17 protein-coding genes and 2 pseudogenes are annotated in these 16,329 nt (G+C 37.3%); 9 read left to right on the forward strand and 10 right to left on the reverse strand.

Features of this window, described 5'->3' with window-relative positions; translation table 11 throughout:
- Positions 1–162: 162 nt before the first annotated feature.
- A complete protein-coding gene (locus HEQ36_RS12915; protein WP_168636530.1) occupies positions 163–2,379 on the forward strand; it encodes a hypothetical protein in 2,217 nt (738 codons plus the stop codon).
- A 66-nt stretch (positions 2,380–2,445) separates the two neighbouring features.
- Here HEQ36_RS12915 and HEQ36_RS12920 read toward each other — a convergent pair whose 3' ends face one another.
- The 5 genes from HEQ36_RS12920 to HEQ36_RS12940 all read right to left on the reverse strand — a co-directional run bounded on the left by HEQ36_RS12920 (position 2,446) and on the right by HEQ36_RS12940 (position 7,048).
- Entirely contained in the window at positions 2,446–4,314 is a 1,869-nt protein-coding gene (locus HEQ36_RS12920; protein ID WP_168636529.1) for an AIPR family protein, read from the reverse strand.
- Between the two features lie 266 nt (positions 4,315–4,580).
- Entirely contained in the window at positions 4,581–5,033 is a 453-nt protein-coding gene (locus HEQ36_RS12925; protein WP_168636528.1) for a hypothetical protein, read from the reverse strand.
- Positions 5,034–5,055: 22 nt separating this feature from the next.
- Complete coding sequence (locus HEQ36_RS12930) at positions 5,056–5,328, reverse strand: hypothetical protein (RefSeq protein ID WP_039200884.1); 273 nt, start codon at positions 5,326–5,328, stop codon at positions 5,056–5,058.
- A gap of 67 nt (positions 5,329–5,395) precedes the next feature.
- Complete coding sequence (locus HEQ36_RS12935; RefSeq protein ID WP_168636527.1) at positions 5,396–6,436, reverse strand: ABC transporter permease; 1,041 nt, start codon at positions 6,434–6,436, stop codon at positions 5,396–5,398.
- Between the two features lie 93 nt (positions 6,437–6,529).
- Complete coding sequence (locus HEQ36_RS12940; RefSeq protein WP_096667775.1) at positions 6,530–7,048, reverse strand: adenine phosphoribosyltransferase; 519 nt, start codon at positions 7,046–7,048, stop codon at positions 6,530–6,532.
- A 516-nt stretch (positions 7,049–7,564) separates the two neighbouring features.
- On the opposite strand from HEQ36_RS12940, the gene HEQ36_RS12945 reads away from it, so the two are divergent.
- The 7 genes and pseudogenes from HEQ36_RS12945 to HEQ36_RS12975 form a co-directional block, all read left to right on the forward strand.
- Positions 7,565–8,191 carry a DUF3038 domain-containing protein gene (locus HEQ36_RS12945; RefSeq protein WP_168636526.1) on the forward strand — a complete coding sequence of 209 codons (627 nt, stop codon included), beginning with the start codon at positions 7,565–7,567 and terminating at the stop codon, positions 8,189–8,191.
- Between the two features lie 512 nt (positions 8,192–8,703).
- On the forward strand, positions 8,704–10,128 hold the full coding sequence (locus tag HEQ36_RS12950) for a DUF4335 domain-containing protein (RefSeq protein ID WP_168636525.1): 1,425 nt from the start codon (positions 8,704–8,706) through the stop codon (positions 10,126–10,128).
- A 112-nt stretch (positions 10,129–10,240) separates the two neighbouring features.
- A complete protein-coding gene (locus HEQ36_RS12955; RefSeq protein WP_053539980.1) occupies positions 10,241–10,516 on the forward strand; it encodes a lipopolysaccharide assembly protein LapA domain-containing protein in 276 nt (91 codons plus the stop codon).
- A gap of 144 nt (positions 10,517–10,660) precedes the next feature.
- On the forward strand, positions 10,661–10,879 hold the full coding sequence (locus tag HEQ36_RS12960) for a hypothetical protein (protein WP_168636524.1): 219 nt from the start codon (positions 10,661–10,663) through the stop codon (positions 10,877–10,879).
- Positions 10,880–10,918: 39 nt separating this feature from the next.
- Positions 10,919–11,212: a type II toxin-antitoxin system HigB family toxin gene (locus HEQ36_RS12965; RefSeq protein WP_168636523.1), complete on the forward strand. Its 294-nt coding sequence runs from the start codon at positions 10,919–10,921 to the stop codon at positions 11,210–11,212.
- A gap of 14 nt (positions 11,213–11,226) precedes the next feature.
- On the forward strand, positions 11,227–11,523 hold the full coding sequence (locus HEQ36_RS12970) for a type II toxin-antitoxin system HigA family antitoxin (RefSeq protein ID WP_053539979.1): 297 nt from the start codon (positions 11,227–11,229) through the stop codon (positions 11,521–11,523).
- Positions 11,524–11,545: 22 nt separating this feature from the next.
- Positions 11,546–11,659, forward strand: a pseudogene (locus HEQ36_RS12975) (DUF29 family protein); the annotation flags it as partial.
- 143 nt (positions 11,660–11,802) lie between these two features.
- Here HEQ36_RS12975 and HEQ36_RS12980 read toward each other — a convergent pair.
- The 3 genes from HEQ36_RS12980 to aat form a co-directional block, all read right to left on the reverse strand.
- Positions 11,803–12,849 (reverse strand): cyanophycinase, encoded by a 1,047-nt coding sequence (locus HEQ36_RS12980; RefSeq protein WP_190383816.1) that lies wholly within the window; start codon positions 12,847–12,849, stop codon positions 11,803–11,805.
- Positions 12,850–12,974: 125 nt separating this feature from the next.
- Positions 12,975–14,162: a glycosyltransferase family 4 protein gene (locus HEQ36_RS12985; protein ID WP_053539977.1), complete on the reverse strand. Its 1,188-nt coding sequence runs from the start codon at positions 14,160–14,162 to the stop codon at positions 12,975–12,977.
- Between the two features lie 350 nt (positions 14,163–14,512).
- The gene (gene aat / locus HEQ36_RS12990; protein ID WP_053539976.1) at positions 14,513–15,088 is read right to left on the reverse strand and encodes a leucyl/phenylalanyl-tRNA--protein transferase; all 576 of its coding nucleotides are present in this window, start codon (positions 15,086–15,088) and stop codon (positions 14,513–14,515) included.
- Positions 15,089–15,141: 53 nt separating this feature from the next.
- Between aat and HEQ36_RS12995 the strand changes: the two genes are divergently transcribed.
- Complete coding sequence (locus tag HEQ36_RS12995; RefSeq protein WP_053539975.1) at positions 15,142–15,471, forward strand: hypothetical protein; 330 nt, start codon at positions 15,142–15,144, stop codon at positions 15,469–15,471.
- A 206-nt stretch (positions 15,472–15,677) separates the two neighbouring features.
- Here the strand turns inward: HEQ36_RS12995 and rpsN are convergent, their stop codons facing one another.
- Positions 15,678–15,980 carry a 30S ribosomal protein S14 gene (gene rpsN, locus HEQ36_RS13000; protein ID WP_027404105.1) on the reverse strand — a complete coding sequence of 101 codons (303 nt, stop codon included), beginning with the start codon at positions 15,978–15,980 and terminating at the stop codon, positions 15,678–15,680.
- Positions 15,981–16,132: 152 nt separating this feature from the next.
- Positions 16,133–16,329 (reverse strand): annotated as a pseudogene (locus tag HEQ36_RS13005) (hypothetical protein); the annotation flags it as partial.

A 16,329-nucleotide genomic window follows, 5' to 3' on the forward strand; every position in this document is an offset into this window, starting at 1 on the left:
ATTCAAAAAGCATATTAAGTAGGTGAACACAATAAAACCAAACTGTGTAAAGAAACGTAAAATCGCCCAAACCCTCTTCACTCTTGCCTCTTGCCTCTTGCCTTTTGCCTTGCCATAACGACAATTTTCAACGCCAACCTACTTACAGCAACCGAATTATTTATGCAGATTAGTAAAACTTGCTACAAACTTTATCAATATCTTCATAACTTATTTTCGAGGGGATATTGGCGAAAAAAAATAACTTTCAATATTTTATTGGGTTTAACCTGTGGACTACTCGTAACATTTGTCGGTATGACAATGGATTTAGCCACAACTAAAAAATCCAAAGCAGTCAGAACTCCTGAAATTACATATATTACTTCTTGGTTAGGAAATACCATTGGTAATGGTAAATTGCGAGTACAAAATAATATAGAAGGAATGTATGTCAAAGATGATGGAACAATTTATACAAATAGTGCTTGGGATGAAGCTGGTAGTGAAGCAGGAATATATAAAGATGGTAAACCAATTTTTATCCTCGAAGATACACATGGTTGGAATCGTTTAGGGGGTAAAGCAATAACAGTAAATAGCAAATATATTTATATTTCTATGATTCAAGGTGGAGTAGATCAAACAAAAGAAGATTATCCTCCCCAAGGACAAACTTGGTATTGCGTCAGACGTTATGACTTAACAGGAAAACCTGCACCTTTTGAGAAAGGGAATGGCTGGGATAAAAGTATGTTAATTACCAGCAAAAGTCATGAAGTCACAGGAATAGCAACAATAAATAATCACCTATTTGTTAGCAATGCTGGGGAGAATATTGTTCGGGTTTATAACACCGAAACAATGGCAGAAATAAACAAATTTACCGTTAATAGTCCCGAAAAAATTACCATTGATAAAAAAGGTAGTTTGTGGATTATTCAAAATCAAAAAGGTGCTAAATTTGGAAAAATTGTCAATTATTCTCCAGCCGGAAAGAAATTACCTAAAGAAATTACAGATGTTGATAAACCATCAGCATTAGCCATTGATAATCTCGGTAGACTGTTAGTAGCAGAAAATGGGATTAATCAACAATTGGTAATTTACAATATTAATAATCAGCCAGTTCGCGTGGATACTTTTGGGGATAAAAAAGGTGTTTTTGGTGGTGTACCTGGAGAAGTAAAAACATCCAAACTCTACGGCATTACTGGAGTTGGTACAGATGCCAAAGGCAATATTTATGTAAATAATAATGGCTTTAATACATCGGGAACAGATTTAAGAAAATTTTCGCCATCAGGAAAAATAGTATGGCAATTACTAGGATTAATATTTGTAGATAATGCAGATACAGATCCAAAAACAGATGGTGTAAATATATTCACCAAACAAGAAAAATATGTCATGGATTATAGCAAGTCTGCTGGTAAACAGTGGACTTATAAAGCCTACACACTTAATCCTTTTAAATACGCTCAAGATCCACGTCTACATACATCACCAGATGGAACTTTTGTGCGGCGGATTCAAGGTAAACCTTTTGTATTCCTGACAGATATGTACAATAGCTTTTTGCAAATTTATCGGTTTCAACCGAATACAGATGGTGAAATTGCAATTCCTGCTGGGATGTTTGTTGGTACTAATGATCAGAATAAACAATCTATTCATGGCAATTGGCCACCCAATCAACCCGCAAACGGAGAATGGATTTGGCGCGATAGTAATGGCAATGGTGCATTTGAAAAAAATGAATATGATAGCAGTCAAGACTATCCATATATCGGAGGTTGGTGGGTAGATAGCAAAGGAGATGTTTGGAAAACTTTGCGAACTGAAGATGGTATTCGTCATTATCCTTTACAGGGATTAGATACTAAAGGAAATCCCATTTATACCTATAGTTCGATGAAAAAACTCAAAACTCCTAGCACGTTCAAAGACTTGCGACGGATTGAGTATTTTCCCGAAACAGATACTATGTATTTATCCGGTTTTACGATGGAACATCCGGCGTTTGCTGATGATGCCAAAGTCATAGGATCAGAAATTGCTCGCTTCGATAATTGGAGTCAAGGAAATCGTACTCCCAAATGGCGCACTGTCGTTCCCTATGACACTACAGGGAAGGGATTAGTTGCCACCGCAGCTATGAGTGTAGCTGGTGATTATGTGTTTGCAGTGGGTGTAAAAACCGCAGAGGTATATGTTTACAAAACTGCTACGGGAGAACTCGTGAAAAAAATGACTCCAGGTGCAGAAGTTGGCAAAGAAAGTGGTTGGGTTGATATTCCCTATGGTATCCGTGCTTTTCGTCGTGCTAATGATGAATATCTTGTATTTGTAGAAGAAAATTGGCAAGGTAAGGTGCTTATCTATCAGTTTCCTATTTGATACAGCAATTCTCGTTTTCATAAAATACAATGGAGGGCGGGGAAACCCCGCCCCTACAATTGTGTATCAATCATTGTTTTCACTATTATTTTCTTCGTCGGTTTCTCCCTTAATAAGTTTTTCGTTATCTTTAATAGTTATATTTTCAATATCCTCAACGGAAATATCTAAATCTTCTAAGGCTTCTTTAATTTTCTCGTAATGAGCCGGTTGAAATAAGAATTTTAACATTCTTTCTGTTGTTTTTTCTTCATTGTCACTTACTTCAATTTGCTGCTGTAGAAACTGATCAATAAATTTGAAAGTTTGGATCATGTTTTTTTTATCATTTTGGTTATAAATTTTGATGATATGTTTATTTACATTTATTTTATCACCAAATTTTGCTTTTAAATATTTTGTAAAACCGACTTTAAATAAAGCTACTAAATGATATAAACCAATTTTAAAAGTATCGTCATATGAAGAAGGTATAGTATGAGATATTACCTCAAAAACATAAAATGCACACAGCATATTTTCAAATGTTGTTTGATCATTGAATATTTTTTCATAACGACCATCTTTATCTTCTTTATGGGAAATAAAATTCAAGTCTTTACCCGGTTTTAGTTCTTGATTGTAATTCTTTAAAACACTGGCAGGATATTGCAAATGATAAGTTAAATAGGCATTTGCAAACACATAATTTGAAACTTTTATTATATTTTCTGGAGTTTCTCTAAATTCATCACGTCGTTTTTCATACCAAATATTTGTTTCATAGGATGCTTTTTGCAGCATTATCTGTATATCTTCATTAGCACAAAAATCTCTATCATCTACGGGGGTTTGGGAATTAGTATACCTAGTAACATTCAAATCAAAATCTTTTCCGCCTGATTTTAATAAGCGCAAAGTCACCAAAGATTCACTATCCATCTGCTTGCGCTTCGTTGGCGAGGCATCTTTGTAAGCTCGATAAATGGCATAAACAGTTTGTGCGCCATTAATAATTTGCAATCCTGTCAATTCTATTTGTTCAGCTTTTTTGCCAATAGTAGGTAAGAAATAAGTAATTGCTGTAATACCATTATTGTAATACCAAAAATAGGCAGGATTGTCCACCGCAGTTTTTTCTATATCTTCATTGAATTGTGATTGCAGGAGAGGATTTCTGACGTTTTTATAAAAAAGAGCAAATCCATATTTTTCAAATAAATCATAGATACTTTTGGGGCGAAGTAAGAACATATATGCCTCAAAAGGCTTCTCTATTTTAACAACTCCATTTTTTTGAACTATTTCCAGAGTAACAGGATTTTCTTCTGGATTTTGATAACTTTCTAGAGGATTTAAAGGTTCTATTTTTTTATATGTTCTGTCAATATAATCTACTTTTATGCGATTTATATCAATTACTTCAAATTTGAGTTTTTCATCAGATTTTTTAAAAGCACTAATGTTTTCATCTGCACCTCCTTTATATTGAGAAAGCGTCAAAAATATAAATTTAACCTCTCCATTAGCTTTGCGGTGATTATCCAGATCCTCTAATTTTGCTTTTAGTTTTTCATTAACATTTTGCTTTTCGCCTTCTAAAATGGTGTCAAAATCGTTAAGTGCTTTTAGTATTTCATCTTTATCAGTTTCTTTTTCTGAATTATCAGCATTGTTCCATTTTGACTGAAAGACATAAAAAATTTTATCTCCTTGATTGTTTGTGTTATCAAAAACAATGTCGCAAGAACTATCTTTGTCACCATCTGTAATGAAATCTTTATAGTTAGATTTTCTACCGTAAAATTCGAGAAACCAAATTAAGAGGGCATAAGATTTTCGATTGTTTATAGCATTTGTACTTTTATGTTTTTTGATGAATTCATCATCTTGATATTTTTCCAAAAGTGCATTGAGGTTGCCATCAATTATGTTATAAAATTCTTTTGTCAGCATATAAAATCCTAATAAAAGTAAATTCTTTTTGAGTATTCAATTAAAGGTCATTAAATTGACAAGCCTAACTATTTATTATACCTTCATTTTCCGTCTATTCCATTCCTATACAACAAAAAGGTAAAAGTTCCTGTATATTTTCCCTGTAGATAATAATATCCAGAAACCGAGATTAACACCATCACCAATAGCGGTAAATTCCCTGCCTTTACTAGAGCCGATATTACCATATTGTAAGATTTATGTTAAATATAAGCTCCTTTACACTACAATAAACTAACTTGTCCATTATTGCGAATATAAAGAGAGCGATAGCGAAGCGCTCCGTAGGAATCGCCTGGATAGTCTCGACTGTTAGGGCGAATTTCCAAAACCAATGTTCCAAAATTCGGTTTAGACACCACACCTTTTACATATCTTCCCCCATCATCCCAAAACATCAGAGAAAATTCGGTAAGTTCGTCCCCTCGTAGGTCAAATTGTAATTTTTGTCCCGGATTTAAGGTTGTTTGTCTTATTTCTGGTAACTGTTCTAATTTCACAGATCCATAACTGTGATTCACAACTTTCACCCGAATATATTGTCCTGGCGTAAAATGTAGGGGTGCAGAACCACAACGAGAAGCACAAGTCCCTGCTAATGTTATCCTATAGTTAATTGGCATTAACAGCAAGGCTATCGTCAATAATGTAGTATAAATCGCTAATTTCATGTTCATACTTTTACTGCTTTGTTGATATTTAAATATGCTGTAAAAATTCAATTTCAGGTAATAAGGGATCGTTGACAATTCCCACACCTGCAAAACCCCAACGTTTGAGCAAACTACCTATTTGGTTACTAGCAAGAGGTTCGACTGTCAAGCGGTTTGCTAAATCGGCAGCATGAGTATTTAGATAACTCATTGCCTCGAAATCTTCTTTAAACAATAATAAATATCCTGATGTATCATCATCAACGCGGGCTGTGAGATATTTACCATCACTTCTAGAACGAATAATATAATAAATCATTGGTGATTGATGATTGGTAATTGGTGATTGGTGGAGTTAAGGGCGCAGGGACTGCGCCCCTACTTTCTTAATTTAAGTCTTCTAATTTGATTCTCGGATCTGCTGCTTTTAAAATTAAGTCAGCGATTAAATTACCAATGATTAATAATACGGCACTCATTACCAAACTGGCCATAACTAAATATTGGTCTTTGGCTAAAACAGCTTGTAGAGTTAATTTCCCTAAACCTGGCCAGTTGAAGAAATTTTCTGTAATAAATGCACCACCTAACAAACCTGCTAATTCAAAACCCAATAAAGTAATTAATGGGTTAATAGCATTTCGCAAAGCATGAACATAAATAACTCGGTTTTCTGGAAGTCCTTTAGCGCGAGCAGTTTGAATATAATCTTGGCGTAAAACATCCAATAATTGACCACGCATAATCCGTTGTAAACCAGCAAAACTAGTAATACTTAAAGCAATTAATGGTAAAATCGAATGCCAAGCAATATCAAGAATTTTACCTAACCATGTCAGGTCGGCATGATCAATACTGGTCATATTACCCACTGGAAAAAGTGGCGTAGTCAGTTGAGCAAAAAATAGCAAAAATAAGACAGTGATAAAACTGGGAATACCTTGACCAGCATAACTAATTATCTGTAAAACCTGGTCAGTGCGGCGATTTTGTTTCACAGCCGCGAGAATCCCCAAAGGAATAGCGATCGCCCATGTAATAATTAAAGAAGCGATCGCTAATAACAACGTGGCTGGAACTCGTTCCCATAACAGCGACGATACAGAACGTTGATAAACAAAACTTGTGCCAAAATCACCTTTAGTGACAATTTGCTGCAACCAAAATCCAAACTGTTCTGGCCAAGATTTATCTAAACCAAATTGTTGTCTAATTTCCTCAATCCGTTCTCGGGAAATTTTCGGATTTTGTCCCAGGGTATCTACATAATCCCCTGGAGAAAACTTCATAATAAAAAATGACAAAGCCGACGCTAAAAAAATTGTCAATAGCGCCTGTAAAAGCCGTTTCATCACATAAATAAAAGTTTCATTCGTAACTAACTTCATCAGCCAGTCTCGACTTGTCTCCAAGGAAATTTTTGTCATTGGTAATTGGTGATTGGTAATTGGTGATTGGATAATTTTCGTCTTCTTTCTTTCTTTCTTTCTTCTTCCTCCTGACTCCGAACTCCGAACTGACTAATATTCAACCAGTGAGATAATAGGGACATCAGGTAAATGTTTTCGTCCTTGCAAATCCCGTAGCTCGATGATAAACCCAAACCCTATGAGTTCACAGTCAATCTTTTGTACCAACTTTGCTGTTGCACTAGCAGTACCACCAGTAGCAATCAAATCATCCACAATTAAGATCTTACAACCTGGTTTCAAAGCATCCTGATGTACTTCTAATGTATCCGTACCATATTCTAGTTGATATTCAATAGAGTGAACCGCTGCTGGTAATTTTCCTTTTTTGCGAACAGGAATAAAACCCGCACCCAATTTATAAGCCACAGGCGCACCAAAAATGAACCCCCGCGACTCCATACCGATAATATAATCCACCTCAAGTTCAATTTCTGAACATTTTTGTGCTAAAAGGTCAATAGTGTATCGCAATCCCGCTGGGTCGCTTAATAGAGTAGTGACATCTCGAAATAAAATTCCCGGCTTAGGAAAGTCTGGTATATCACGAATCAGAGATTTTAAATCCATATTTGTGAGTAGTTATTGGTCAATCAAGAAACAAAGGGTAAGAGGCCAAAAATTTCCCCGATCCCTGCCAAATCCTACCCTATAATGTCATAACCTAGAGACTAGTGGCGTTCGTCAAAAGTCAAAAGTCAAAAGTCAAAAGTCAAACCGAATAGGGTACAGGCTTTCAGGATATTTATCATGGTTGGTTTATTTACGCCTTTGTGTACTAGTAGTCTGTCAAGAACTAATTGACGGGTAAATAAATTTTTCCTCTTCCTTCTTCCTATCCCTAACGGGACGCTTCGCGAACGCGCTCTTTGCGTCCTTCGTGGTTCATTTCTTCTTTATCCGTCGAAATTTATTTGACAGACTACTAGTACCGCAAAGTGCAAGTCAAAAGTCAAAAATTAAAAGTCAAAAATCAAAATTTATAGGTCGTAATGTATATAATTGAACTGCCATATCGCGCCAGCGATTAGCCATGAGAGGTTAATATCAATCACTTTATTGGAAACGTATAAGGTATTTTATAGAATGAATGTCTCCGCTAGTATCCCATCTTTAAACAGCCCAAACGCTCAGGGAACGCCGATGATTTTGGATACTTTACCAGATCCAGCGATCGCCGGCCAAGTATGTCCAGCCAGAACTAGATTGCAAATAGATTTAATGTTATTAGCCATTGAAGCCTTAGAACTAGGCGGTTCTGAAGCCATTTTATCCTTTGCAGAAGAATTAGACCTCAAAGGAATCATCAAAAATCGGGTAAACTTATGGCGAATGCGAGCTTCTAACCCCATGAGGAGAGCGCATAGTCGCCGTCCCTTAGATATTTTAGAAGCCAAAGCCCTCGTAGTCATTGCTTGTTACATCGCTCGGCGGTTAACAGTCGTCATCCGCCAACTACTAACCATATATCAACAATTAGCCCAAAAACAGATTCCCCCAGAACAAAATTTAAGATTAGCTAATTACCTAGAAAGGTTTAGAACCCACTTTAAAAGTCGGATGAATTCCCGGCGTTCTGGTGTAATAGCATTAAATTCTGATGAAAAATTAGATGAACTAGCTATAGACTTATTAGGAAAATTACTATTCTGCACAGGTACGGCGGGAATGCAGCGATACTGGATTTCTCTTTTTGACGGTGAAGTAGATTGACACTCCTCAGTCTAAAGACACAGGGATTCTTGGTTCAACGAGACCACGTAAACTAGATTCCTTGCGTTGTCTAACCCAGAGGTGGGACTCTCCACGCCAGTTGCTTCAAGTCGGGAAACCCGCCCAACGCACTGGCTCCCAAGCATTAACTTTCGGTCTGCCCGACCGTAGTTGCATTACTGCAAGTCCTGTTTAACTTGAAACGAGAAAGTTTCAAAATTCTGATTAGTCTAGTCCCTATAAATCTTTTACCTACTGCGAGGAAGAAACTAGAACAATGCAGTAGAACCGCATAGATTTAATTGTCAAGGTACAGATTACTGTTAGGTAGTTAGGTTTTTAGACAGGTTGATTACCTTTCCTGTTACAAATAGTGTAACACCATAAGTCACTGGGGGATAAATCTCCTCTTGTAGCTTTCATCCCCGGCTTAAAAGACATTAAAGCCTAAAAATTTTTAGGTTTTTTAGGTTTTAATTCCGGGGCTTTCAGCCCATTTTCTTGCAAATAAAATGAATATCCAACGTAAATATAGTTTACCTAATTGCACCCTGCTCCTAGAAGGGTTGAGTGACATGACACGGACAGTTAACTTTCAAGAACTCCGTCCCGAACTATCCATATTAGTGAATGCAGAATGCTATTTATCTAATTACGATCAACCTATAAGTGGAGGTAGGGAATTTTTTGAAAGCTTAGTTAGAGCCGTTAGTGCTTACGCTCAAGAAGTTTTAAGCAATATACCCAATCCCCAAGGCAAAAAATTTGAACATCAAAATTCAGAGTTAGTTGAATTACAAAAAATTGACAGCAACAGACACAAATTAATTGTTCACTCCGAAATCACAGCAGACAATCAAGGGGGAAACAACAACCCCGGACAACCGCTGCAAATCGTCCTCAACACAGTCCAATTATTTGATTTAGTTGAAGCCGTAGATCAGTTTTTTGCTGATAGCCAGACCTTACCAGAATTATCCCTAGAACTACACCCAGTTCATCGCAGTTATGGTGGTTCTAGTCAAATCTTAATCAAACAAGCAATCCCCGCTACCGTCGGCGTATCCAGCCTCGCCGTAGCCGCCGTAGCCTTTAGTTTAATTCCTGCACCCCAACTCCGTCCACCTCAAGTCAAACCAGAAATACAGTCCAGTACTTCCACTCCCACAGCGTCAGTATCACCCTCAATTACACCCACAGCAGCAGCCACCCCTACAACCACACCCACAGCATCAGAAACCCCCGTTACCAAGGATTTGGAAGCACTTTTAAAGACAGTTCCAGAAATAACAGATCCATCTCAATTACGGGCATTAAATCGCCAAGTTTACAATCAAATTCATCCAGCTTGGACAAGTCGCTCAGGATTACCAGAGGATTTAGTGTATCGTTTAGGTGTCGCTGCCGATGGTAGTGTCGTTGGTTATAAAGCAGTAAATCAGAAAGCTAGTGACGCAATCGAGAAAACACCACTGCCTAAACTACTTTATAATCCTGCTAATCGCGTCCCTAATGAACCTATTGCTCAATTCAAAGTCGTATTTACCCAAAAAGGGTTTCTAGAAATTAGTCCCTGGTTAGGATACGCTAAAACACCAGAAGTAACTGGCGAAAAAATTACTGATACCAGTAAAATTAAGGATTTAAATCAAAAGCTGTATAGTACAATTCGTCAAAATTGGAGTGTTACTCCTACCTTTGCTAAGGATTTAAAATATCGAGTAGCGGTGAATAAAGAAGGCGTAATAGCTGACTATGAACCACTTAATCAAGTTGCTTTTGATCATTTCCGGGAAACTCCTCTACCTCAGATGTTTCAATCAGTTTATGGCTCAAATGTAGCTGCACCTGATAATAAACAACCTCTAGCTCATTTTCAGGTAGTATTTACACCCAAGGGAGAATTAAAAGTTATGTATTGGAAGGGATACAAATAATTGTCAGTTGTCAGTTGTTTGGGGAAAAATTTTTTTCTTCTTCCTCCTGACTCCTGACTCCTAACCCATGACTTACGTTACGCTGCGCTATCACGGAAAGATTTTTCCAGTTATGATATTCAAAATTTTGGCAAATTTTTTCATATTAGTAATTATAGCTGTTTGGGTAGTGGCGATCGCTCTAATTTCTGTCCAAAATGCTACTCCTGTATCTTTACGGTTTTTGGTCTTTCAATCCATACAAATTCCCTTTGGGTTAATGTTAGCTTTTAGTGTGGCTGTCGGTTTATTAGGTACAGCAGTTTTGCAGCCTCTCTGGGGGTTGGGAGAGTCTCAATCTAGAATAGATGAAGATGCAGAGTTTTTTGTTGATGATGAGGATTTTTAGAGTTTTCTCACGCAGAGGCGCAGAGACGCAAAGAGGAAGAGATAATTATTAGTCGGTTAAAACCGACTTTTGCTTTTAGACAGGGAATTTATTCCCTGGCTGTCTCATATCTACTACAATAGATAATGATTAACAGTAAAAACTATGACTCAATTACTAGAAAAAGCCATTGCACAAATAAAGCAACTTCCTGAAACCGAACAAGATAGAATTGCTTTACTCATCCTCGAAGAAATAGAAGATGAAACTCGTTGGGATCAAGCATTTGCTAAATCTCATGATGTACTTGCCAAACTTGCAACAGCAGCATTAGCAGAAGATCAAGCAGGTAAAACTCAAGAATTAGATCCTGAAAACCTGTGAAGTCTAAAACAACAATTCAGTTTAATAAAAATTATAACAATGAGAATTATTGCTCGGAGTACCCTAAGAGAATATTGGCAAAAACATCCTGATACAGAACAGCCTTTAAAAGCATGGTTTGATGATGCTTCCCGTGCAAATTGGCAAATTCCATCAGATATTAAAGAAGTTTATGCTAATGTCAGTATTATTGCCAATAACCGAGTAGTTTTTAATATTAAAGGTAATAATTATCGTTTAATTATCCATATTCGTTATGAAATTGGCATTATTTTTATTCGCTTTATTGGTACTCATCAAGAATATGACAAAATAGATGCTACTATTGTTTAAGGAGGTTTGATATTATGAACTTAAAACCCATTAGAACAGAATCAGATTATCAACAGGCATTAAAAGAAATCGAACAAATTTTTAACGCTGAACCTGATACACCAGAATATGAAAAATTAGATATTTTAACGACTTTAGTAGAAGTTTATGAACAACAAAATTATCCTATTGATCCTCCATCTCCTATCGCAGCCATATTATATTATTTAGAAAGTCGTAATCAAGGAGTTTCTACTTTTATTGAAAATTTAAAACATCATGGAGTTAGTGAAGAAATAATTAATATAGCTTTAAATGAAATGACTCACTGATTATTGATTATCAGAAAGCTATGAAAAAGCCCGTCGTCAAGCAGCTAAACAAACAGGATTGATAATTTCTACATTTCCCGAAGAATATCTTTATGCTTTAGAATTAATTTTAGATGAAAATTGGTTGCCACAATAGCAAATACACTAGAAATTATGACACACCAATAATTACAAAGCCAAAGTTTGTAGTGAGGACTTTACTCCAAATTTGAGGGCTGAAGCCCTCACTACGAACTACATGAGTGGGCTTATGAGGTAGATTTGTGTAGAGAAATGGTATTAATAAGGATCGGAATCAAACCTTCCCCGCTTCACACTTCTGAGATAATAACCCCGTGATGGTAATTTATTTAAGTCGAAAGTGTCACCTCTAGGAACTCGCCAGATTTTGTAGTCGTGATAGGTGAGAGGAGTCCCCTTTTCACAAATTTCTGGGAGATGATCTCCTAAGACAAAATAGGCTGAACCTTTACCCACAACTTTAGCAATACCATATTTATCAACTAGTAAAGATGTTTGTTCACTAATTGCTATCCCTAACGCTTTTGAAGATACACCATCTTGAATTTGTCGGGCAATAAAAACCATAATTCTTCCCATTCTTTTGCGTTCATCAAAGTGGGTATCAATGATAGTTCCGCGCAAATATTTCCACTGGAAAAAATTATAGGTAAAGGTAATATTCCCGTAAGGATCATCAAGGGCTTCATGAGTTTCAATACTATCTTCACAAGCACAGGAATCATAAACATATTCACTTTGAATCATCGCCCCGGCACTTGTACCCCCAATCGCACCGCCTTTATCGTAAACTGACTTGATAGCAACTTCTAATTTAGTGTTTTTCCAGTGGCGAATATATTCACATTGATCACCACCCGCAAAGAAAATTACGCCAGCATTTCTGACTTTATCAAAAATATCGGTTCTGTTCGCTTCTTGACGATTACGAATGATGAGAGTTTCTACATATTTGACACCTCTCATGGGATAAATTAACTGATTGTAATCATCATTACCAGCAGCCCGAATGACTAAAACATTAACTTTATTGTCGCTGTAACTACCACCCCTGACTTGATTAATCATCCATTGGATAGCGTCATCAACATCAGGACCACCTCCACCTAAGTTATGAACAGGACCAGCTAATTTAGGGAGTTTATAAGCTGGTTTGGCGGTGGGAGTCTGACTATCGGCGATGATATCCTCAAAGAACCGTTTTAACTTGGCTGTTAAACGATCTAGGATACGATTTATCATCTTCAATAAGCTGTTTTTTGCATTATGCAAACGCTTGGATGTATTTAGGAATGCCTTTATCATATTAAAATCTTGTCAAGCAAACAGCAATCATTTCTAACTTTCGCATTGTCCAAGGCTAAATTCCTAGCGTACAGGGTTTGTAGTGTTTTTTTATGGCAAATTATCAGCGTAATCTTTGATTCTCGTTACCAGACAATTTCTGCTCGTTCTTGCACTACTCTTTTATAAACCATTTCTGTTTGCTTACCTAATTTTGTCCAGCTAAATCTTTTTTCTAAATCTGCATAAGCGTTATTTACCAACCATTGACAATAATCTGGGTTTTTCAAAACTTCTAATATTCCCCAAGCTACAGAGTCCGAGTTATTTACCCAAGTGGTAATTCCCGTTTTTGCGTGTTGAACTACTTCCGGTAAACCACCAGTATCGGAAACTATGACTGGTACGCGAGAGGCAAAACTTTCTAAGGCAACTATACCAAAGGGTTCATAAAGACTGGGAAAAACTGCACAGTCGGCAATTGTTTGAAATTTATCTAAGTATTCATCAGTCAGAAACCCAGTAAAGTAACACTTATGCCAAATTCCCAAATCCCAAGCTTGACGTTTAAGATGGTCAGTATTACCACCACCGACGATAACAAATTTAACATTACCTTCCATTTCCCATAGTACCTTGGGGGCGGCATTAAGTAATATGGGTACGCCTTTTTCATAGGTCATGCGACCAAGATAATACACAATTTTTTCATAATCTGCGGCAAATCGTCGCCGAAAATCTTGAGCATGAAAATCTTGATGATGTATTTTCTTTTCTGGACGGATGCCATTATAGATTACGTCAATTTTATCATTAGTAATATGTAGTGTTTGGATCATTTGCTGACGCATATATTCACTACAAACAATGACTCGCCAAGCATTGTGAGCTAGTGCATATTCTTTATCATGAATATAGCGTTGGGTATCATTATGAATGCCGTTATAGCGTCCATGTTCGGTGGCGTGAATTGTGGCAATGAGGGGAATTTTAAAGGTATGCTTGAGAGCGATCGCTGCATCTCCAACTAACCAATCATGGGCATGAATCAGATCAAATGGACCTTTGTCGGTCAACAACTGACCACCATGTTTTCCCATGCTCTCATTTAAGTTTACCACCCAGTGGAAAAAATCGTTACTAGCAGGTACTGGGACACGATGGATATGAATTCCTTCAACCACCTCATACAAGGATGCTGGACCGAATTCTGGCGTGATTAGGTGGATATCATGACCTAGCTTGATTAGTTCCGGGTACAACTCAGCAACGTGACGAGCAATTCCCCCAACTATCCTCGGTGGAAATTCCCAACTCAGCACTAATATCTTCATTTGACTCCCCGATGATTGACAAAAATCTCAAAAGTTTAAAAACTATAATTATCTCAAAAAAAAAGGGAACAGGGAACAGGGAACAGGGAACAGAGAATATTTTGCCATAATATTCAAAAATATAGAACTCATATTTGATTCTTGAAAAAAATTAGGTATTGTAGGGTGCGTCAGACTGCATAAATTGTATCAATAAACAGATTTGTAATATCTGACGCACCCTACGTATCTTTTCATAAATCAAATATTATTGCTATATGTTTCATTTCTTATACATAGCAATCCTTATGAATTTTTTTTGTTCAAACTCCTGACTGGGCGCAGGCCCTGCGCCCCTACCTCCTGACTCCTTAAATTAAGTTACAAGAACTTGATACAGCTTGTTTAAGTAAAACTGCATATTCTTCACTACTAATATGATAAGCGCCAAATCTAGCTAAATGAGGATTCATCATTTGTGCGTCAAATATTCTAAATTTCCGTTGACGCAATCTTTCCACTAACTTCACCATTGCTACTTTAGAACCTTCGGAAATGTTGAAAAACATGGATTCACCAATAAAAGCACCACCAATGACAATTCCCAAAATTCCCCCAGCTAATTTATCATCAAACCAAGTTTCAAAACTATAAGCGTAACCATTTTGGTAAAGTAACTCATAAATCTTGACTAATTCTAGAGAAATCCAAGTTGTGTCCCGGTTAGCACAGCCAGCAACCACTCCTAAAAAGTCCCGGTTAATGGCGACTGTAAACCTTTCTTGGTTAATGACGCGCTGTAATGACTTAGGATAGCGAAAGCGTTCATCCAAAGGGATTAGAGTCCGTTCCTTACTTCCATACCATCCCAGGTTATTACTTTCATCAGACATGAGAAAATAACCTTGAGCATAACCCCGAACAATAGCAGCAACATCATATTCCATTATCTTCTTCTAAGATTACCCTAGCAAACAAATTCTATATAAAATATACAAAAATGACTTCAGTAGTTCCATCTATTACCTTACCTCCTTCGGAAAATCCCCAGCAAGAAGGTGAATGGTTACAACAAAACCTGTTACATTGGCTTGATGAAGAGTTTATTCCTGAAGCAATCAATCAAAATATTGCCCAGCGGGCATCACAGATTTTTGTGAGACAACGCATGGAGGGAGAAAATGATTTAGGTTCTCTGGTAATTGCTATTGTTACAGAGATGCAATCATTTGATTTTTCTAAAAGTTTTTTTGGAGAGTTTGCGATCGCCAACGCCGTTAGCGATCTACTCTTAGATAGCCTGGGAATTGATTATTGTTGTGGGCAATAATACCTTGGTCATTGGTCATTGGTCATTGGTAATAGGGAACAGGGAACAGGGAACAGGGAACAGGGAACAGGGAACAGGGAACAGGGAATAGGGGGATATTGATATTTCTCTTGCCTCTTGCCTCTTGCCTCTTGCCTCTTGCCTCTTGCCTCTTGCCTCTTGCCTCTTGCCTCCTTCTACTGACCACTGACCATTGACAACTAACTCTACCAGCTAGACTTAACAACACCAGGTAAAAGACCTTCGTGGGCCCATTCCCGGAGTACGTTCCGAGACAAGCCGAAATCACGGTAAACGCCTCTAGGACGACCAGTTAACCAGCAACGGTTGTGCTTACGAGTAGGCGCACTGTTACGGGGTAATTGTTGAATTTTACGGTGAACTTCTAACTTCAGCAACGGAGATTCTGCTGTTCTAAACTCTTCTAATAGTGCTTCTCGCTTTTCAGCATACTTAGCTACCATTTTGGCGCGTTTCTTCTCGCGCTCAATCATACTCTTTTTCGCCATGAATTCCCTAATCTAATGAAAGACAGCATTCCCTATTCTACACCTTTATTGGCAATAATAGAGAAATTGGTAATAAAGTAAGTAGGGTTTGCTGAAAAAGTTGTCTGTGAGGGCTAGGAGTCAGGAGTCAGGAGTCAGAATACACAATAAAATCAAACTGTGTAAAAAAACGTAAAATCGCTGAAAACTTCTTTACTCTTGCCTCTTGCCTCTTGCCTCTTGCCTCTTGCCTCTTGCCTCTTGTCTCTTGCTTCTTGTCTCTTGCCTCTTGTCTCTTGCCTCTTGCCTCTTGCCTCTTGCCTCTTGCCTCTTGCCTCTTGCCTCTTGCCTCTTGCCTCTTGCCTCTTGC

It is taken from the genome of Anabaena sp. 54 (genome assembly GCF_017355725.1).
Taxonomy (GTDB): domain Bacteria; phylum Cyanobacteriota; class Cyanobacteriia; order Cyanobacteriales; family Nostocaceae; genus Dolichospermum; species Dolichospermum heterosporum.